The sequence below is a fragment of the Nocardioides sp. Arc9.136 genome (assembly GCF_030506255.1).
Taxonomy (GTDB): Bacteria; Actinomycetota; Actinomycetes; order Propionibacteriales; family Nocardioidaceae; genus Nocardioides.
The window spans coordinates 68,444-87,831 of record NZ_CP113431.1 but is presented as its reverse complement, the minus strand read 5'-3'; the positions used below and the strand labels follow the sequence as shown (position 1 = coordinate 87,831).

The 19,388-nt window shown below is 73.9% G+C and carries 16 protein-coding genes; 5 read left to right on the top strand and 11 right to left on the bottom strand.

Annotation, left to right across the window (positions count from 1 at the left end):
* The first annotated feature begins 6 nt into the window (after positions 1-6).
* Positions 7-738, top strand: coding sequence for a hypothetical protein (locus OSR43_RS00400; RefSeq protein WP_302268938.1), 732 nt, complete (start codon positions 7-9; stop codon positions 736-738).
* A gap of 35 nt (positions 739-773) precedes the next feature.
* Here OSR43_RS00400 and OSR43_RS00395 read toward each other — a convergent pair whose 3' ends face one another.
* Complete coding sequence (locus OSR43_RS00395; RefSeq protein ID WP_302268937.1) at positions 774-1,463, bottom strand: SWIM zinc finger family protein; 690 nt, start codon at positions 1,461-1,463, stop codon at positions 774-776.
* A gap of 1 nt (position 1,464) precedes the next feature.
* Positions 1,465-4,278: a DEAD/DEAH box helicase gene (locus OSR43_RS00390; RefSeq protein WP_302268936.1), complete on the bottom strand. Its 2,814-nt coding sequence runs from the start codon at positions 4,276-4,278 to the stop codon at positions 1,465-1,467.
* Between the two features lie 57 nt (positions 4,279-4,335).
* Between OSR43_RS00390 and OSR43_RS00385 the strand changes: the two genes are divergently transcribed.
* Positions 4,336-4,836: a glutathione peroxidase gene (locus tag OSR43_RS00385; protein WP_302268935.1), complete on the top strand. Its 501-nt coding sequence runs from the start codon at positions 4,336-4,338 to the stop codon at positions 4,834-4,836.
* Between the two features lie 105 nt (positions 4,837-4,941).
* Positions 4,942-6,435 (top strand): DHA2 family efflux MFS transporter permease subunit, encoded by a 1,494-nt coding sequence (locus OSR43_RS00380; protein ID WP_302268934.1) that lies wholly within the window; start codon positions 4,942-4,944, stop codon positions 6,433-6,435.
* Positions 6,436-6,521: 86 nt separating this feature from the next.
* Here OSR43_RS00380 and OSR43_RS00375 read toward each other — a convergent pair whose 3' ends face one another.
* Positions 6,522-8,639, bottom strand: a complete 2,118-nt coding sequence (locus OSR43_RS00375) for an ATP-dependent DNA helicase RecQ (RefSeq protein ID WP_302268933.1) — start codon at positions 8,637-8,639, stop codon at positions 6,522-6,524.
* Between the two features lie 210 nt (positions 8,640-8,849).
* Here OSR43_RS00375 and OSR43_RS00370 point away from each other — a divergent pair, with 210 nt between their 5' ends.
* On the top strand, positions 8,850-10,211 hold the full coding sequence (locus tag OSR43_RS00370) for an MFS transporter (RefSeq protein ID WP_302268932.1): 1,362 nt from the start codon (positions 8,850-8,852) through the stop codon (positions 10,209-10,211).
* Positions 10,212-10,230: 19 nt separating this feature from the next.
* Here OSR43_RS00370 and OSR43_RS00365 read toward each other — a convergent pair whose 3' ends face one another.
* Entirely contained in the window at positions 10,231-12,174 is a 1,944-nt protein-coding gene (locus tag OSR43_RS00365) for a M13 family metallopeptidase (protein WP_302268931.1), read from the bottom strand.
* 64 nt (positions 12,175-12,238) lie between these two features.
* On the opposite strand from OSR43_RS00365, the gene OSR43_RS00360 reads away from it, so the two are divergent.
* The gene (locus tag OSR43_RS00360; protein ID WP_302268930.1) at positions 12,239-12,535 is read left to right on the top strand and encodes a putative quinol monooxygenase; all 297 of its coding nucleotides are present in this window, start codon (positions 12,239-12,241) and stop codon (positions 12,533-12,535) included.
* A gap of 109 nt (positions 12,536-12,644) precedes the next feature.
* Here OSR43_RS00360 and OSR43_RS00355 read toward each other — a convergent pair whose 3' ends face one another.
* The 7 genes from OSR43_RS00355 to OSR43_RS00325 form a co-directional block, all read right to left on the bottom strand.
* Positions 12,645-13,610, bottom strand: a complete 966-nt coding sequence (locus tag OSR43_RS00355; protein WP_302268929.1) for an NADPH:quinone oxidoreductase family protein — start codon at positions 13,608-13,610, stop codon at positions 12,645-12,647.
* Between the two features lie 10 nt (positions 13,611-13,620).
* Positions 13,621-14,298, bottom strand: a complete 678-nt coding sequence (locus OSR43_RS00350) for an MOSC domain-containing protein (protein ID WP_302268928.1) — start codon at positions 14,296-14,298, stop codon at positions 13,621-13,623.
* A 46-nt stretch (positions 14,299-14,344) separates the two neighbouring features.
* Entirely contained in the window at positions 14,345-15,565 is a 1,221-nt protein-coding gene (locus OSR43_RS00345; RefSeq protein WP_302268927.1) for a M15 family metallopeptidase, read from the bottom strand.
* 70 nt (positions 15,566-15,635) lie between these two features.
* Positions 15,636-17,027 (bottom strand): MFS transporter, encoded by a 1,392-nt coding sequence (locus OSR43_RS00340; protein WP_302268926.1) that lies wholly within the window; start codon positions 17,025-17,027, stop codon positions 15,636-15,638.
* Complete coding sequence (locus tag OSR43_RS00335; protein ID WP_302268925.1) at positions 17,024-17,623, bottom strand: TetR/AcrR family transcriptional regulator; 600 nt, start codon at positions 17,621-17,623, stop codon at positions 17,024-17,026. Before OSR43_RS00335 ends, OSR43_RS00340 begins: the two co-directional genes overlap by 4 nt.
* A gap of 76 nt (positions 17,624-17,699) precedes the next feature.
* Positions 17,700-17,915 (bottom strand): ferredoxin, encoded by a 216-nt coding sequence (locus tag OSR43_RS00330; protein WP_302268923.1) that lies wholly within the window; start codon positions 17,913-17,915, stop codon positions 17,700-17,702.
* A complete protein-coding gene (locus OSR43_RS00325) occupies positions 17,915-19,378 on the bottom strand; it encodes a fatty acid desaturase (RefSeq protein ID WP_302268922.1) in 1,464 nt (487 codons plus the stop codon). Before OSR43_RS00325 ends, OSR43_RS00330 begins: the two co-directional genes overlap by 1 nt.
* Positions 19,379-19,388: the final 10 nt, after the last annotated feature.

The window sequence follows — 19,388 nt, the reverse complement described above, 5'->3', positions numbered from 1 at the left end:
CGGCGCGTGCGTGGCCGGCTCGTCGCCCTCCTGCTCGCCGCGGTCCTCGGGGCCGGCGGCGGTGCGGCGACCGCCCTCCTCGACCCCCTCGGCGGCGACGACGGGGACGCCGGGACCGGCGGGACCGGCGCGAGCGCGGCCCGTGACCCGCTCCACCTCGGGGTGCCCCAGGTCGACCAGGCGTGCACCGGCGAGGCGCTCCTCGTCGTGGCGGTCGGGGACACGCCGACGGCGCTGCGCGGTGCCGTGGCCGACCACGGCACCGACGTCCGGTACCTGAGGGTCGACGACTCCTGCGACACCGAGTGGTCCCTCGACGAGGAGCGGCCGACGCCGACCTGGGCGGCGTACCTCGGCCCCTACGACGACCTCGCCGAGCCGTGCGCGGCCCGGATGACGCTGGACCACAAGGGCGACGGCGTCACCGTGCTCACCCCCGGCACCGACGACCTGGTCCGGTGCGTGTGCGTGCTGCCGACGACCGGCATGCCGCAGCTGACCCTCGGCGGGCCCCTGGACCCCGAGCTGGGCATCTGGGTGCGTGCCCTGCAGGGCATGCTGGTCGACCTCGACCCGACCCGGTTCCCCGAGGAGCGGGTGACCGGGCGGTACGACGAGGCGACCGCCGCCCGGATGGAGCCCCTGCAGGCCTACCACGACATCGAGCCCGGCAGCCCGGTCGACGAGTCGAGCTGGCGGGCCGTGCGGGACCGGGTCTGCGGGTCCTACGGCTTCTGAGCCGCACCGCACCTCCCCGCGCCTCGCCGGTCGGCTCAGAACAGGTGGTCCACCGGCCGCCCGTCGGCCAGCAGGTCCAGCGCCCGGGCGGCGCGGAGGGCGGCGTCGTACGCCGTGTCCGCGTCGACCTCGGCCGGGTCCTCCTCCGGAGCCGCCGGGCCCGAGCGGGCGTGCAGGCGCGCGAGCAGCTCGTCGCGCGGCAGCCCGCGCAGGTGCAGGAGCACGAACGGGTCGCCCTCGAGCAGCCAGGCGAGCTGGTGCAGGACGGCCAGGGCGTGCACGCACGGGTCGGTCCACGACGTGCACGTGCAGGTCGCGCCCAGCTCCCCGCCGTACGGCAGCAGCTCGACGCCGGCGTCCTCCGCGTGCTCGACCAGGGTGTGCGGGAGGTCCCCGGCCAGCAGCGCGGCGACCCGGCCGGCCTCGGCGGCCACCGTCTCGACGAACGCCTGCCGCGCGGGCTCGTCGAGCACGGGCACCGTGCCGGAGGTCGTCCACAGTCCGCCGTCGTCCTCGACCGCCGCGACGAAGGTGCCGACGTCGACGATGATCCCGCCGATCCGGCCCGAGCGCGCGAGCCGGCGGGCGGCGACCAGGTCCGCCTCGTCGTACGCCGCCTCCTCGGCGGCGCGCAGCCACGCCCGGGCCCACCACGTGCCGGCCCGGGCGCCGCCCCGCCGCGCCGGGACGCGGGGATGGACGACGCCTCGCCCGGGCGCGGTCACCTCACGCCTCCGGCCGCAGGGTGACCAGGTCGCGCAGGTCGGCGTCGGACAGCTCGGTCAGCGCGGCCTCCCCGCGGGCGAGCACCGAGTCGGCCAGCGCACGCTTGCGGGTGAGCAGCTCGGCGACCCGCTCCTCGATGGTGCCGCGGGTGATCATCCGGTGCACCTGGACCGGCTTGGTCTGCCCGATCCGGTAGGCGCGGTCGGTCGCCTGCTCCTCCACCGCGGGGTTCCACCAGCGGTCGAGGTGGATGACGTGGTCGGCGCGGGTGAGGTTGAGCCCCGTGCCGCCGGCCTTCAGCGACAGCAGGAAGACCGGCACCGGGTCGGGATGGCCGGTGTCCTGGGCACCCGCCTGGAAGCGGGCCACCATCGCCTCGCGCTCGCGCACGGGGGTGCCGCCGTGGAGGAGCTGGTGGCCGATCCCGAGACGGGTCAGGTGGGCCTCGACCAGGCGCGCCATGGCGACGTACTGGGTGAACACCAGCGCCGCCCCGCCCTCGGCGACCACGGTCTCGAGCAGCTCCTCGAGCAGGTCGAGCTTCTGCGAGCGGCCCGCGAGGCGCACGGCGCCGGACTGCTTGAGGAACTGGGCGGGATGGTTGCAGATCTGCTTGAGCCCGGTCAGCAGCGCCAGCACCAGCCCGCGGCGGGCCTCGGGGTCCGCCCGCTCGATCCGCTCCATCGTGTCGCGGACGAACGCCTCGTAGAGCACGACCTGCTCGCGGGTGAGCCGCAGCGGGTGGTCGGTCTCGGTCTTGGCCGGCAGCTCCGGCGCGATCCCCGGGTCGGACTTGCGGCGCCGCAGCAGGAACGGGTCGATCAGGTCGGCGAACCGCCGCGCCTTCGTGGGCTCCTGCCCCGACTCGATCGGCGCCGCCCAGACCTTGCGGAACGCCGCCCGGCTGCCCAGCAGCCCGGGAGTCGCCCAGTCGAGCACGGACCACAGCTCGGTCAGGTCGTTCTCGACCGGTGTGCCGGTCAGGGCGACCCGGGCCCGCGACGGGATGGTCCGCAGTGCGCGGGCGGTGGCGGACTGGGCGTTCTTCACGTGCTGCGCCTCGTCGGCGACCACCAGGTCCCACCCGACGTCGGCGAGCACGGCGGCGTCGCGGCGGGCGGTGCCGTACGTCGTCAGGACGAACCCGTCGTCCATGCCGGCCAGGCCCTCGCCGAGCCCGCCGAGGTCGCGGCTGGACCCGTGGAAGCGGCGCACCGGCGTGCCCGGGGCGAAGCGCGCGACCTCCGCCTCCCAGTTGCCGAGCAGGCTGGTGGGGCACACCACCAGCGTCGGGCCGGTCGCGCCCTGCTCGCGGCGGTGCAGGTGCAGCGCGATGAGGGTGATCGTCTTGCCCAGCCCCATGTCGTCGGCCAGGCAGGCGCCGAGGCCGAGCGAGGTCAGCTCGGCCAGCCAGGTGAGGCCGTGGCGCTGGTAGTCGCGCAGCTCCGCGCGCAGCGCTGCCGGGACCTCGACGGGCTCGCGGGTGGCGGCCGTCGTCAGCCGCTCGCGCACCCGCAGCAGGCTCGCGCCGACGACCACCTGCTCCTCGCTCTGCGCCCCGCCGGGGGCGGGGACCTGGACCGTCCCGGTCAGCGCCGCGGCGACGGCCTGCGCCGGGGTGGCGGTGCGGACCAGCCGCTTGCGGGCCCTGCGGGCGACGGCGGGGTCGACCACCGTCCAGCTGCCCCGCAGTTTGAGGACCGGCGAGGCCGCCTGCGCCAGCTGGTCCATCTCCTCGTCGGTCAGGGGCTCGCCGTGCAGCGCGACCTGCCAGCGGAAGGCGAAGAGGTCCTCGGTCCCGAGCAGCGGCTTGTTCAGCGGCTCCTCGCGGGTACCCGTCCCGCTCCGGGACGAGGTCGCGGACGCCGCGTCGAGCACGGTCGTGGTGGTGAGGTCGCGCCCCAGGCTGCGCGGCCAGAGCACGTCGACGCCGCGCTCGCGCAGGGCGCCCACGCCCTCCTCGAGCAGGCTGACGATCTCGTCGGTGTCGAGGGTGATCTGGTCGGGCACCCGCAGCTCGAGCAGCCGGTCGAGCACGGGCCACGCCTCCGCGGCCGCCCGCAGCGCGATCGTCGCGTGCGTCCGCGCCCGGTCCCCGAAGCCGTGGCCGGGATCCGCGCCCGTCCCGGTCCACAGCAACGCGGCGTCGCAGACGTGGAGCGGGTCCTGCTCGTCGTGGACCTGGAGGACGAGCCGGACGGCGCCGGCGACGAGCTCCTCCTCGTCGGCCTCCACCCGCAGCGAGACGGTGACGAGCTGGGGCAGGTCGCCGACCGGGCCCGCCGCGGTGCGGTTCCGGTCGATCCGCGCCTGGAGCCTGGCCGCGAAGTCGCGCTGCGCCGGCCGGCCCGCCGCGGGGCGCGTCGGACCGCCGGCCCCGGGCTGCCGGTCCGGGCGCTGCGGCCGGGGGGCCGTCCGCGGCACGGCGTCGGCGACCGCGTCGAGCACCTGGCGCACCAGCTCCTCCGCCGCCGTGGCGTCCACGCCGTCGTACGCCCGGGTGCGCGCGAGCATCTCCACCCGGTCGGTGTCGGACCCGTCGAGCGGCGCCATCCGCCACGAGGGAGGCCCGTCGCCGTCGGCCGGCTCGATCCGCCCGGCGGCGACCAGCCGCAGGCCGAGCAGGGCGGCTCCGGAGAGCAGCGCGACGCTCGGGTGGAGGTCGTCGCGGGCGTGGGCCTTGGTGAGCACCGGCAGTGCGGCGCGCACCGGCAGGCTCACGGTGCGCCGGTCGTCGCCGAAGTCGACCACGCCGTCCCGCGGCGGCTCGGCGGGCCGGAACGTGGCCGGGCCGGTGACGGGGACGAAACTCACCCGCAGGACCGTAACCGCTCCTGCCGACGGTGCGGCCGGTGCCGGTACCGTCGCGCCATGAGCATCCTCGACCTCCCGATCAACCGGCTCGACGGGACGCCCACCACCCTGGGCGAGATCACCGGCGGCAAGCCGGCCCTCCTGGTCAACGTGGCGAGCAAGTGCGGGCTCACGCCGCAGTACGCCGGCCTCGAGGCGCTGCACGAGGAACTGGCCGGCTCCGGGTTCACCGTCGTCGGCCTGCCGTGCAACCAGTTCATGGGCCAGGAGCCGGGCACCGCCGAGGAGATCGGGGAGTTCTGCTCCGCGACGTACGGCGTGACGTTCCCGATGACCGAGAAGATCGAGGTCAACGGCGAGGACCAGCACCCGCTGTACGCCGAGCTGGTGCGGACCCCGGACGAGAAGGGCGAGGCCGGCGACGTCCAGTGGAACTTCGAGAAGTTCCTCGTCGACCGCAGCGGCCACGTCGTCGCGCGCTTCCGCCCCGGCGTGGAGCCCGACGACCCGGTGCTGCGCGACGCCGCCCGCGCGCTCGCCTCCAGCAGCGGCGCCTGAGCGCGGCGCCGGCCCCCGGCCGGCAGGACCGGGGTGACCAACCGCACGGGCCCCGACGACCGAAGTCGGATGACCGAGGGTGAGAGCGGAGACTAATCTCCTCCGGTGAGCACCGATCTCTCCAGCACGCCCGGCGGGCCGGGCACGCCCGTCTCCGACAAGCTCGACCGGCAGGTCCTCGTGGTGGCCGGCGTCGTCGTCCTCGGCGCGATCATGTCGATCCTCGACATCACGGTCGTCTCCGTGGCCCTCGAGACCTTCCAGCGCGAGTTCGACGCGACCACCGCGCAGGTCGCGTGGACGATGACCGCCTACACGCTGGCCCTGGCCAGCGTGATCCCGTTGACCGGCTGGGCCTCCGACCGGTTCGGCACCAAGCGCCTCTACCTCCTGGCGATCGTGCTCTTCGCGGCCGGCTCGGCGCTCTGCGCGGTGGCCGACTCCCTCGAGGTGCTGGTCGCCTTCCGCGTCCTGCAGGGCCTCGGCGGCGGCATGCTCGTGCCGCTCGGCATGACGATCCTGACCCGTGCGGCCGGCCCGGAGCGGATCGGCCGGGTCATGGCCGTCATGGGCATCCCGATGCTGCTCGGCCCGATCTTCGGCCCGATCATCGGTGGCGCGCTGATCGACAACGCCAGCTGGCACTGGATCTTCCTGATCAACGTGCCGATCGGCCTCGTCGCGATCGTCTACGCCGCGAAGGTGCTGCCCAAGGACGACGTCGAGCCCTCCGAGACCTTCGACTGGCTCGGCATGGTGCTGCTCTCCCCCGGCCTCGCCGCGTTCCTGTACGGCGTCTCGACCATTCCCGAGACCGGCACCGTCCTGGACGCCGAGGTGCTGGTCCCCGCGATCGTCGGCCTGCTGCTCATCGCGGCGTTCGTGCCGTGGGCGCTCGCCCGGTCCAACAAGCACCCGCTGGTCGACCTGCGGCTGTTCACGAACGGCACGATGACCGTCGCGGTCATCGCGATGTCGCTGTTCGCGATCGCCTTCTTCGGCGCCAGCCTGCTCTTCCCGCTCTACTTCCAGAACGTCCGCGGCGAGGGCGCCCTGGACGCCGGCCTGCTGCTGGCCCCGCAGGGTGTCGGCGCGATGCTGGTGATGCCGGTCGCCGGCGTCCTCAGCGACAAGATCGGCCCCGGCAAGATCGTGCTCGCCGGCATCGCGGTGATCACGGTCGGCATGGGCATGTTCGCCACCCTCGACGCGACCACGTCGTACACGTTCCTGATGGCCGCGCTGTTCGTCATGGGCCTGGGCATGGGCGCCACGATGATGCCGATCATGTCCGCGGCGCTCCAGACCCTGCGCGGCCACACCGTCGCCCGCGGCTCGACGCTGCTCAACATCGTCCAGCAGGTCGCCGCCTCGATCGGCACCGCGATCTTCTCGGTGCTGCTCACCAACGGCATCAAGAACGACGTCGACCCGACCTCGGGCGACCCGGCCGCCATCGCCGGCGACCTGGCCGGCGTCTTCAGCGGCACCTTCTGGGTCGCCACCGTCATGGTGGCCGTCGTGCTGCTCCCGGCGTTCTTCCTGCCGCGCCGGCCCCCGGCCGAGCCGGTCGACCAGACCGCGCTGATGGGTCACTGACCCCTCGGTCACCCACCTGAGCCCAGCCCTCGTGCTGCCCAGCGTGCGCCCCGGCGCACGCTGGGCAGCACGAAGCGTCTGCGGGGTCAGCCGGTGACGGCGAGGACCAGTGGGAACACCTCGGTCGCCCCCGCCCGGCGCAGCGCGCGGGCGGCGAGCGTCAGGCTCCAGCCGGTGTCGGTGCGGTCGTCGACCAGCAGCACCCGCGCGCCCTCCGGCACGTCGGCGTGCAGCGCCGAGCGGCGGCCGACCGCCGCCACCCGCTGGGCGGAGTTCATCGCGCCCTGGCCCGGGGCGACGTCGGGGTCGACGACTGCCCAGGTGCCGACCACCGGCACCCCGAGGTAGCGCGAGAGCCCCGCGGCGAGGTCGCTGGTGAGCGTGGGCCGGGTGGCCGACTCCACCGACACGATCGCGTCGACCCGCGGGCGCCACTCCTCGAGCACCTCGACGACGGCCCGCACGAGCGGCACGGGGACCGGCCCGTCGGGCGTGCCCGGGGCGAACAGCTCCCGCAGCGCCTGCCCGTGCCCGAGGTCGGTCAGCCGCGCCACGGCGCGCCCCTCGGACGCCCCCTCGGCGATCTTGCCCTTGAGGTCGACGCCGAGGTTGGCGAGCGCGGTCGGCCACATCTTGCGCGGCTCGACGACCACCCCCGGGCGCGACAGCCGCGCACCGGCCTCCTCCAGCGCCGCCGCCGACACCTCGGTCGACAGGTCGAGCCCGCCGCAGTTGTCGCAGCGCCCGCAGTCGGCCGCCTCCGGGTCGTCGAGCTGGTCGCGCAGGAAGCGCATCCGGCAGCGGTCGGTGGCGATGTAGTCGAGCATCGCCTGCTGCTCGCGCTCGCGCGCCTCGGTGACGCGGCGGTAGCGCTCCTCGTCGTAGCTCCAGTCCCGGCCCGTCGACTCCCAACCGCCGCGGACGCGGCGCACGGCGCCGTCGACGTCGAGCACCTTGAGCATCGTCTCCAGCCGGGTGCGGTTGAGCTCGACCCGGGTCTCCAGCGCGGCGGTGCTCATCGGGCGGCCCTCCGCGGCCAGGACCTCGAGGGTCTGGCGGACCAGCTCTTCGCGGGGGAAGGCCAGCGAGGCGAAGTAGTTCCAGATGTCGCGGTCCTCGGTGGCCGGCAGCAGCACCACGACGGCCTCGTCGGTGCCGCGGCCCGCACGTCCGACCTGCTGGTAGTAGGCGACCGGCGAGGACGGCGCGCCCATGTTGACCACGAAGCCCAGCGTCGCGTCGAAGCCCATGCCGAGCGCGCTGGTCGCCACCAGCGCCTTGACCCGGCCTGCGGCGAGGTCCTGCTCGAGGGCCTGCCGCTCGGTGGTGTCGGTCTGGCCGGAGTACGCCGCGACGTCGTGCCCGCGCGAGCGCAGGTAGTCGGCGATCTCCTGGGTCGCGGCGACCGTCAGGCAGTAGACGATCCCGGACCCGGGCTGCTCGGCGAGGTGGTCGGCGAGCCAGGCGAGCCGCTGCTCGGCCGTCCTGAGCCGCACCACGCCCAGGCGGAGGGACTCCCGGTCCAGCGAGCCGCGGAGGACCAGCACCTGCTGGCCCAGGGGCCCCAGCTGCTCGGCGACGTCGGCGGTCACCCGCTCGTTGGCGGTCGCGGTCGTGGCCAGCACCGGGATGCCGTCGGGGAGCTCGGCCAGCAACGTGCGGATGCGGCGGTAGTCGGGCCGGAAGTCGTGTCCCCAGTCGGAGATGCAGTGCGCCTCGTCGACGACGAGCAGGCCGCAGGTCGCGGCCAGCTTCGGCAGCACCTCGTCGCGGAAGCCAGGGTTGTTGAGCCGCTCGGGGCTGACCAGCAGGACGTCGACCTCGCCGTCGCGGATCGCCTGGTGCGTCGGCTCCCAGTCCTCGATGTTGGTGGAGTTGATGGTGACGGCGCGGATGCCCGCGCGCTCGGCGGCGGCGATCTGGTTGCGCATCAGCGCCAGCAGCGGGGACACGATCACCGTCGGCCCGGCCCCCTGCCCGCGCAGCAGCAGCGTGGCCACGAAGTAGACCGCCGACTTGCCCCAGCCGGTGCGCTGCACCACCAGGGCGCGCCGCCGGTCGACCGCGAGCGCCTCGATCGCCGACCACTGGTCCTCGCGCAGGACGGCGTCGTCCCTGCCGACCAGCGCGCGCAGGTGCGCCTCGGCCTGCTCGCGCACGTCGGTCGCGCTGCTCGGGGACGGGGCGGCCGCGGGAGAGGTCATGGCGACCTGTCTACCAGCGGCCACGGACGGTGCCGGAGCGCCCTCCACAGCCGGGCGGTCGCGCCGATCGGGTCATCGGCAACGCCTGCCACCGGGCGGCCCGCCCGGTGCTGCGCCGACAGGCCGTACCTTCTATGGTTTGTCGGGTTGTTCACTGCACAAACTCATCCACAGCCGGTGGACGACGACGGACAAGTCGAGGAGACGATCATGGCAAGCACCACGGGAGCCGCGGCGACCAGCGCGGCCGCCGACCCCCGCCGGGTCGCGATGGCCTCGGCCGTCGGCGCCACCATCGAGTGGTACGACTTCTTCCTCTACGGCACCGCCGCCGGCCTGGTCTTCGACGAGCTGTACTTCAACGGCCTGGACGGACCGGCGGCGCAGTTCGCGGCGTTCGGCACGTTCGCCGTCGGCTTCCTCGCCCGGCCGGTCGGCGGGCTCGTCTTCGGCCACTTCGGCGACCGCATCGGTCGCAAGACGATGCTGATCTGGACGCTCATGATCATGGGGATCGGCACCGCGGTGATCGGCCTCCTGCCGACGTACGACCAGATCGGCGTGTGGGCGCCGGTGCTGCTCGTCGTGCTGCGGGTGCTCCAGGGCATCGGCGTCGGCGGGGAGTACGGCGGCGCCGTGCTGCTCGCGGTCGAGTTCGCGCCCGCGCGGCGGCGCGGGTTCTTCGGCAGCTTCGCCCACATCGGCGTGCCCGGCGGCCTCTTCCTGGCCAGCGGCGCCTTCGCGATCGCCTCGCAGCTGCCCGACGAGGCGTTCCTCGCGTGGGGCTGGCGCGCCTGCTTCCTGCTGAGCATCGTGCTGCTCGCCATCGGCGCGTGGATCCGGCTGAGCGTCATGGAGACCCCGTCGTTCCAGCGGGTGCAGGAGGAGAAGCAGGTCTCCGCGATGCCGGTGACCGAGCTGTTCGCCCGGCAGGGGCGGACCCTCCTCCTCGGCATGGGCACCCGGTTCATCGAGGGGTTCTCGTTCAACCTGTTCTCGGTCTACCTGCTCGCCTACGCCGTCGACGAGGTCGGCGTCACCAAGTCCACCGCCCTCAACTGCATCATGGTCGGCGCGCTGCTCGGCGTCGCGCTGGTGCTGGTGTCCGGCCGGCTCAGCGACCGGGTCGGCCGGCGGCCGGTCTACGCCTCCGGCGCGGCGTTCGCGCTGGTCTTCGCCTTCCCCGCCGCCTGGATGATCCAGACCGGCACGACCCTCGGCGTGTTCCTGACCTTCGTCGGCGGCCTCGGGATCGTCTACGGCTGGGTGTACGGCCCGCTGGCGGCGTTCTGGAGCGAGCTGTTCGACACCCGGTACCGCTACTCCGCGCTCAGCACGCTCTACCAGGTCTCGGGCATCCTCGCCTCCGGCCTCACCCCGCTCATCGCCGCCTGGCTGGTGACGAAGGGCGACGGCACGCTGTGGCTCGTGGCGACCTACAACGTCGTCGTCGCCGCGATCAGCCTGGTCTCGGTCACGCTGCTGCCCGAGACCCGTGGCCGCGACCTGACGGTCGACCTCGCGCCCGTCGACGAGGGCGCGGCCGCCCAGCCGGAGCCGGCCGCGGTCTGAGGAGCGACCGACCCGGCACTCACCAGATCCGCACCCGCCGGTCGGGGTCGAGCCAGAGGCCGTCGCCCTCCCGGGTGCCGAAGACCTCGTGGAACTCGTCGAGGTTGCGCACGATGTTGGCGCGGAACTCCGGCGGGCTGTGCGGGTCGATGGTGAGGTACTGCTGCTCCTGCTGGGTGCGGCGCTTGGTCCGCCACACGTAGGCCCAGTTCAGGAACAGCCGGCGACGGTCCTCCTCCGAGGCGGTGCCGCCCTCGGAGATCAGGAACGCCTTGTGGGCGATGGTGAGCCCGCCGAGGTCGCCGATGTTCTCGCCCACGGTCAGCGAGCCGTTGACGTGCTCGCCGGGCAGGTTGCGCGGCTCGAACGCGTCGTACTGCTCGATGAGCGCCCGGGACTTCACCTCGAAGGCGGCCTTGTCGTCGGCGGTCCACCAGTCGTGGAGGTTGCCCTCGCCGTCGTACTGCGCGCCCTGGTCGTCGAAGCCGTGCCCGACCTCGTGGCCGATGACCGCGCCGATGCCGCCGTAGTTCTCCGCCGGGTGGGCGTCGGGGCTGAAGAACGGCTTCTGCAGGATGCCGGCGGGGAAGCAGATCTCGTTGGTGCCGGGGTTGTAGTAGGCGTTGACGGTCTGCGGGAGCATGAACCACTCGTCGCGGTCGACCGGCGAGCCGATCTTGGCCAGCTGGCGGTCGGTCTCGAACGCCGCGGCGGCCGCGACGTTGCCGAGCAGGTCGGTCGCGCTCACCGACAGCGCCGAGTAGTCACGAAACTTCTCGGGGTAGCCGATCTTGGGGCGGAAGGTCGCGAGCTTCTCGTAGGCCCGCTGCTTGGTCTCCTCGGTCATCCAGTCCAGCTGGGAGATCGACTCGCGGTAGGCGGCGATTAGGTTCGCGACCAGGTCGTCCATCAGCGCCTTGGAGGTCGGCGGGAAGTGCCGCGCGACGTACTCCTGGCCCACGGCCTCACCGATCGCGCCCTCGACGAACGCCACGCCGCGCTTCCACCGCGCGCGCAGCTCGGGGGTGCCGTTGAGGGTGCGGCCGTAGAAGTCGAAGTTGGTCTCGACGAAGTCGTCGGTGAGGTACGGCGCGGAGGAGCGCAGCACGTGGCTGAGCATCCACGGGCGCCACGCGTCGATCGGGACCTCGTCGAGCACCGTCGAGAGGTGGCCGAAGAACGACGGCTGCCGCACGCACGCCTCGGCGACGGTCTCGTCGTTGCCGCCGAGGTTGGTGACGTAGGCGTCCCAGTCGAAGGCCGGGCACAGCTCCTTGAGCTCGGCCAGCGTCATCAGGTTGTAGGTCTTCTGGACGTCGCGGGTCGCCGCGCGCTCCCAGTGGCCCGCGGCCAGGCGGGTGTCGATCTCCAGCACGGTGCGCGCCGCGGCCGCGGCGTGAGGGTGCTCGGCGAGGGTGAAGAGCTGCTCGAGGTAGCCCAGGTAGGCCTCGCGGACCTCGGCGAACTTCTCCTCGCGGTAGTACGACTCGTCCGGCAGCCCCAGCCCGCCCTGGACGAGGTGGAAGAGGTAGCGGTCCGAGCGGCGGTCGTCGGTGTCGACGTAGGACCCGAACAGCCCGTGGCCCCCGACCCGCTCGAACTCGCCGAGGAACGCCGCCAGGTCGCGCACGTCGCGCAGCCCGTCGACCGCGTCGATCAGCGGCCGCACCGGGCGCAGCCCGTGCCGCTGGATCGACTCGGTGTCCATGAAGGAGGCGAACAGGTCGCCGATCTTGCGCGCGTCCTCGGTCATCGTCGCGGGATCGCCGGCGGCGAGCTCCTCGATGATCTGCCGGACGTGGTCCTCTGCGGCGTCGGCCAGCTGCACGAACGGGCCCCAGCTCGACCGGTCGCTGGGGATCTCGGTCTCGTCCAGCCAGCGCCCGTTGACGTGGCCGAACAGGTCGTCCTGCGGGCGGATGTCGGGGTCCATGCCCGGGCGGGCGTCATCGAGGATCGTCACGGGATCGACCCTAACCGGCGCGACCCACTGCCCCGGCCCGCACGCCGCCGCTAGGTTCGGCGCCATGAGCACCCCGATCCGCGTGGTCGCCACGCTGCCCGTCCAGCCCGACCACGCCGACGCCGCCCGCGCCGCGCTCGCCACCCTCGCCGCCGCCAGCCTGGCGGACGACGAGGGCTGCCTGCAGTACGACGCCTTCGAGTCCGCCACCGCGCCGGGCACCTTCGTCACCATCGAGGCGTGGGAGTCCCAGGCCGCCATCGACGCCCACATGTCCGCCCCGCACGTGGCCGAGGCCTTCGCCGTGCTCGGCCCGGTCCTCGCCGGGGACGTCGCGATCCACACGCTCCGCGCGGTCTGAGCGGTCGCGGGCCTGAGCGGTCGCGCCTTGCAACGCGCTGTCCGGTGATCTACCGCGCCGCTCCACCGGCGCGGCAGCTCCCCGAACGGCGCGTTACATCCCGCCGACCTCAGCCACGGACGCGGACGACCGACTTCCCGAGCGTCCGGCGGGCCTCCATGTCGAGCAGGGCCTGGGAGAAGTCGTCGAGCGGGTAGGTCGAGCCGATCGGCGGCTTCACGACGCCGGAGGTCATCATCGGCACGAGGCGCTCCCACTGCTGGTGCATGTAACCGGGGCGGACCATCGCGTAGGCGCCCCAGCCCACGCCGCGCACGTCGACGTTGTTGAGCAGCAGCCGGTTGACCTTGACCTGGGGGATGCCCTGGCCGGCGGCGAACCCGACGACCATGAGCCGGCCCTGCGGGGCGAGCACGCGCAGGGAGTCGGTGAACAGGTCGCCGCCCACCACGTCGACCACCACGTCGACGCCGACGCCGCCGGTGAGCTCCTTGGCGGCGTCCTTGAACCCCTCGACCAGCACGGCCTCGTCGGCGCCGGCGGCGCGGGCGACCCCGGCCTTCTCCTCGGTGGAGACCACCGCGACGACCCGTGCACCCATCCCCTTGGCGACCTGGATGGTGGCGGTGCCGACGCCGCCGGCGGCGCCGTGGACCAGCACGGTCTCGCCCTCGCGCAGCCCGGCGCGCTCGTGGAGGGTGAAGTCGGCGGTGAGGTAGTTCATCGGCAGCGCCGCGCCCTCGTCGTACGACAGCTCGTCGGGCAGCGCGAAGACGAAGTCGGCCGGGTTGGCGACCAGCTCGGACGCCCCGCCCCAGCCGCCCACGCCGGCCACCCGCTGGCCGGGCTCGAAGCCCGGGCCCGACACGACCGTGCCGGCGAAGTCGACGCCGAGGGTGAACGGCGGCTCGGGCTTCATCTGGTACTCGCCGCGGCTCAGCAGCAGGTCGGGGAAGGACACCCCGACGCTGTGGACCTCGACGAGCACGTCGCCCGCGCCCGGCGTGGGCTCGTCGACCTCCTCGACACGGACGTCGGCGGGACCGGTGGTGGCGAGGACTCTGGCGGCGCGCATGCAGGCGAGGCTAGCGACCGGCGAGGACCGCGTCGTCCCCGACCGCGACCGGCCCCGGCCCCACGACGTCGACCACGACGCCCGCGCACCCGTCGTTGAGCCGGGTGGTCTCGTGGAGCACCTCGGTGCCCACCATGACGCACCGCGGCATCGGCTCGCGCACCCGCAGCACCAGCCCGCCACCGCCGACCCGCAGCTCCCGCCCGGACCAGCCGTCCTCGGCGAACGCCTCGAGGCCCGGCACGTCCAGCACCAGGTTCGCGCGCAGGACGACCCCGTCGGTGGCCAGCCGGCCCAGCGTGGCGGTGGTGACCAGGTGCAGCGGGCCCTCGTCGTGGTGGGCGACGTCCGCCTCCGGGGCCAGGGCGACCGGCCGGCCGACGTACGCCGTGAGCGCCTCGTCCAGCTCGGCGTCGGGGGCCCGCCAGGACCGCCCGTCGGGGAGGGCGACCACCGGCCCTTCGCCCACCCGGCCCCCGTCGTACGTCGCGTGGAGCTCGAGCAGCCCGGCCATCCTGCGGAACCGCCGCGTCGACTTGCCGCTGCCGAGCTTGTCGTCCGGCTCGCGCACCGCCCAGGCCCGGTCGCCGACGAGACCGCGCAGGTCCACGTCCACCCGCTCGAGGCGCTCGCCCTGCAGCGACTTCACCGGGAACCGGTGCAGCTCGACGACCCGTCCGACCGCCACGCCGGGCTCCACGCCCCGCTCCACGACCCGCCCCACGCCCGGCCGGTCAGGTCCGGGGCTCGACGATGGCGACCATCTCGAAGTGCATCGGGTCGGTGTAGCGCCAGTCGCCGCCCCACCCGAAGCCCCACTTCTTGAAGATGTCCACCACCGTGCGGTCCATCTCGCCGACGGTGCCGCGCAGGTTGCCGGGGACGTTGAAGTCGAGCGCCAGCCCGAAGGAGTGGTTGGAGAGCTTTGTCGAGCCGGCGATGAAGCGCGGGTAGTAGCAGCCGGCGTACTCGTCGGGGTGGATCTCGTCGGCGAGGCCGCGGTCGACGACCTCCTGCAGGGCCGCCCGCAGCTGCGGGAAGATCGCCTTGTTGCAGGTCACCGAGCCGAGGATCGGCACCGGCTCGGTGCGGATGTGCTCGGTGACCCAGGCCGGCTCGGGGGCGATCCGGCCCCCGCCGAGCACGGTGTAGTTGAAGGTGCCGACCGCCTCGGCGACCGTCCCGACCAGGAACGCGGTCTGCTTCACGCTGGTGTCGAGGTCGGGGCCGAGGATCTGCACGGAGGCCTCGTCGCCGGCGATCTCCTGGATCGGCTTGCGCAGCGCCTGGGGGGCGGTGATGTCGGCGGAGACGAGCAGCGCGTTGCCGGGCTTCATCCCGAGCGCCTCGCCCCACTTCTCGTTGACGACCGCGTCGACCTGCGGGACCTGCGCGACGTAGGCGCCGACGTGGGCCTTGGGCGCCTTGGTCGAGTTGCCCAGCGACAAGAAGCCCTGCTCGTCCATCGGGATCTTCGTCTTCATCTCCGGCAGGACGGCGATCTCGCCGGCCGCGACGCGCTTCCACGCCTCGAGCAGCCGGGCGCTCGCACGGTCCGGCACGAAGCGGCGGTACGTCGCCGGGTCGACCGCGGCGAGGTTGATGACCTTCTCCTCGACCGGCACCTGCGCCATGGCCAGCGGCTCGACGGCGTCGACGCCCCGCAGGCCCTCGATCCGCTCCACCATGTCGTCGCTGAGCGGGTCCTGGCTGTAGACGAGCATGTCCGGGCCCTCGAGGGTGCTGCCCCGCAGCGGGCCGGGCGGCTCGACGGCGAACGCGCCGACCGGGGCGGCGCGACCGCCCTCGGGCCGGGGCGCGGTGTCGACCGAGCCGACGGCGGAGCCGGACGGGGCGGGTGCGGGCTCCGGGGTGGTCTCCGCCGACGTCGCGCAGGACGTCAGGAGCAGCAGGGTCGCCGCCACCAGCGGCGTCCAGGCACGCGTCGCTCCCACCGGTCCTCCCTCCGAGCTCTCCCGCCGCCCAGGGTAGGCCGGGTCCGCAACGCCCGCGCCCGAACCCGGCTCACTCCTCCAGGACGTCGCTGCGGACGAGGACCCACGACACCGCACCGCCGAGGGCCAGCAGGCCCGCGCAGGCGATCATCGCGGTGCGGTACGCCGCGTCGAGCGCGACCGGGTCGGCGTACTGGTCCCCGCCGAGGCCGACAGCCACCGGCAGCGCGGCGACGGCCAGCAGCGAGCCGGCCCGGGCGACCGCGTTGTTGACCCCGCTGGCCAGCCCCGCCTGCTGGTCGGGGGCCGCCGCGAGCACGGTCGCGGTCAGCGGCGCGACCATCAGCGCCAGGCCGAGGCCGAAGACGGTGAGCCCGGGCAGCACGTCGCGCAGGTAGTCGACGTCCTCGCCGACCGCCAGCAGCAGCAGGACGCCGGCCGCCATGACGAGCGGGCCGACGGTCATCGGGATGCGCGGCCCGATCCGGGCCCCGAGCGCGCCGCCGCGCGCGGCCAGCAGCAGCATGCAGACCGTGACCGGCAGCGTCGCGGTGCCGGCCGCCAGCGCGGCGTACCCGCCGACGGTCTGCAGCTGCAGGACCAGGAAGAACATCACCGCGCCGAGCGCGGCGTAGACCAGCAGCGTCATCGCGTTCGCGGCGCTGAAAGTGCGGTCGGCGAAGAGCGCCGGGTCCAGCATCGGGTCGGAGCGCCGGCGCTCGACCACCACGAAGGCCACGAGCGCGAGCACGGCGAGGACCGCCGCGACCGGCGCCAGGTCCCCGCCCCACTGGATCAGCGCGTACGTCGTGCCGGCGAGGCCGAGGGTGGCCAGGACGGCGCCCGCGACGTCCAGCCGCCCGGAGGCGCCTGGGTCCCGGGTCTCGGGCACCGACCGCAGCGCGACCAGCACGGTCACCGCGGCGAGCGGCAGGTTGACCAGGAAGATCCACCGCCAGCTCGCGTGGTCGACCAGCACGCCGCCGACGAACGGCCCGACGGCGGTCGCGATCCCCCCGAGGCCCGACCAGGCACCGATCGCCCGCGGCCGGTCCTCGGGCACGAACGCGCCCTGGATCATCGCGAGGCTGCCGGGCGTCAGCAGCGCCCCGCCGACGCCCTGGAGCACCCGCGCGGCGATCAGCGTCTCCGCGTTCGGCGCCAGGCCGCAGGCGAGGCTGGCCAGCGCGAACCACACGGTCCCCACGACGAACACCCGGCGGCGGCCGAACTGGTCGCCGAGCGAGCCGCCGAGGAGGATCAGGCTGGCCAGCGAGAGCAGGTAGCCGTTGGTGATCCACTGCAGCTGGGCCAGCGAGGCGTCGAGGTCCTCGCCGATGCGCACCAGCGCCACGTTGACGACCGTGCCGTCGAGGAGCGTCATCCCCGAGCCGAGCGTCGCGGCGGCGACGACGGCCCGGCCGGACGGGGTGCCCAGCCGGACGCCGGCGGGGCCGCTCACCCGACGCGGACGCGCAGGACGCGAGCGGCGAGCCAGGCCAGCCGGTCGGCGGTCGTGGCCGGCGGCGCGGAGGGCTGCATGACGTGGCTGAGCACGACCCGGACGACCATGTCGATCGCGGCGTCGAGCTGCTCGGGCTCGAGGTCCACGTCGTACGGCGCGATCCGCTCGGCGACCACGCCCTGCGCCGCGACGAGCAGCGACTCCGACTGCGTGGTCAGCAGTGGGAGGAGCTCGGTGTCGGCGCCGTGGGTCGCGCTCACCACCGCGTGCAGCAGCGGGTTGTCCTGGGCCAGCTCGAGGACCGAGCGGGTCGCCTCGCGGATCGCTGCGACCAGGTCGTCGGGGTGCTCGTCGAAGGCGAGGGTCACGACCCCGAGGAACCGCTCGAGCTCGCGAGCGATGATCGCCTCGGCGAGGCCGGCCTTGGTGCCCATCTCGTTGTAGACGGTCTGCCGGCTGACGCCGACCTCGTCGGCCAGGCGCCCCATCGTCACCCGGGCCCAGCCGACGTCGATGGTGAGCCGCACCGCGGCGTCCACCACGCGGTCGCGCGTCGTGGTGGGCGCCGGGGCGGGCGCCGGGGACGTCGTCATGCGGCCAGTCTAGGAAGCAGACCCCGGACCGGGGCCGGACGGCAGGGGGAACCGCCCTGCCCCGGCCGGGGTGGTCTCAGGCGGGGGCCAGGGCCAGGGCGAGGACCGGGCAGGACTCCACCGCGGCGTGGACGCGGCCGCGGTCGGCCTCGGCCGGTGTCTCGGCCAGGACGTGCAGGACCTCGTCGTCGTCGAGCTCGAAGTAGTCCGAGGCCATCGCCTCGCACATCCCGAGCCCCTCGCAGCGGTCCCGGTCGACGGTGATCCGCACCGGTCCGGCGGGCGCGCCCATCAGGCGTCCGCCCCGGTCAGCGGCACGAAGTCGACCTTCTCGCGCACCCCGCAGTCCGGGCAGCACCAGTCGTCGGGGACGTCGGCCCACGCGGTGCCCGCCGCGAAGCCCTCGTGCTCGTCACCGGCGGCGACGTCGTAGACGTACGCACAGCTCGGGCAGCGCGCGGCCAGCACCTCCTCGGTCGCGCCGGGGGTGCGGTCGGCGCGCTCGGCCGCCGTCGGCTCCGCGACCGGCGGCGGGTACGCCGCCAGCAGCCGCTCGCGCCGGCCGGGCTGGATGTTCGCGCGGGTCAGGTCGCCCCCGAAGTGCGCGTGCACCCGCGGGTCCATCACCCGGCGCCACAGCGGCGGGACGAGCGCGAGGACGATCATCCCGGCGTACCCCGTGGGGAGGACCGGCGACTCCTCGAAGTCCCGGAGGGTCTGGTAGCGGCGGGTGGGGTTCGCGTGGTGGTCGCTGTGCCGCTGCAGGTGGTAGAGCAGCACGTTGGTGGCGATGTTGTTGGAGTTCCACGAGTGCGAGGGGTCGACCCGCTCGTAGCGCTGCCGCTCGCCGACGCCGACCTTCTGGCGCAGCATCCCGTAGTGCTCCATGTAGTTGACGACCTCCAGCAGCGAGAAGCCGACCACGGCCTGGAGCAGGAGGTACGGCAGCACCTCGACGCCGAGCCAGGCGACGACCCCGCCCCAGAGCACCGCCGACATCACCCAGGCGTTGAGCACGTCGTTGCCCGGACGGAACGGGTGCTGCTCCTTCCGCGCGTAGCGACGCTTCTCCAGGTTCCAGGCGCTGCGCAGCGAGCCGAGCACCGTGCGCGGCCAGAACCGGTAGAACGTCTCGCCGAGGCGGGAGGACGCCGGGTCCTCGGGGGTGGCGACGCGGACGTGGTGGCCGCGGTTGTGCTCGATGTAGAAGTGGCCGTAGAAGCTCTGGGCCAGCGCGATCTTGGACAGCCAGCGCTCGTGGCTCTCCTTCTTGTGGCCCAGCTCGTGGGCGGTGTTGATGCCGATCCCGCCGATGCACCCGATGGAGATCGCCAGGCCGACCGCCTCCCAGGTGGCCAGGTCGCCGCCGCCCCGCCCGACGCCGGCCAGCGGGTCGCCCGCGGCGATGAGGTACATCGCGCCGAGGAACCCGGCGTACTGCACCGGGAGGAAGAGGTAGGTCACCCACCGGTAGTAGCGGTCCTCCTCGAGCGCCTCGATCAGGTCGTCGGGCGGGTTCGAGCGGTCCAGCCCGGCCACCAGGTCGATCGCCGGCACGACCACCAGGATCACGACGGGGCCGATCCAGAACCAGCCGCCGAAGCCGGTCAGCTTCCAGCCGGCATAGGCCAGGAAGGCCAGCGAGGGCACCACCAGGCCGATCAGCCACAGGTAGCGCTTCTGGTCGGTCCACTGCTCGGTCGAGCCCTGCGGGACGGTGCTGTGCGGCGTGCGGTGCGGGACGGCGCTGCTCATCGGCGTACCT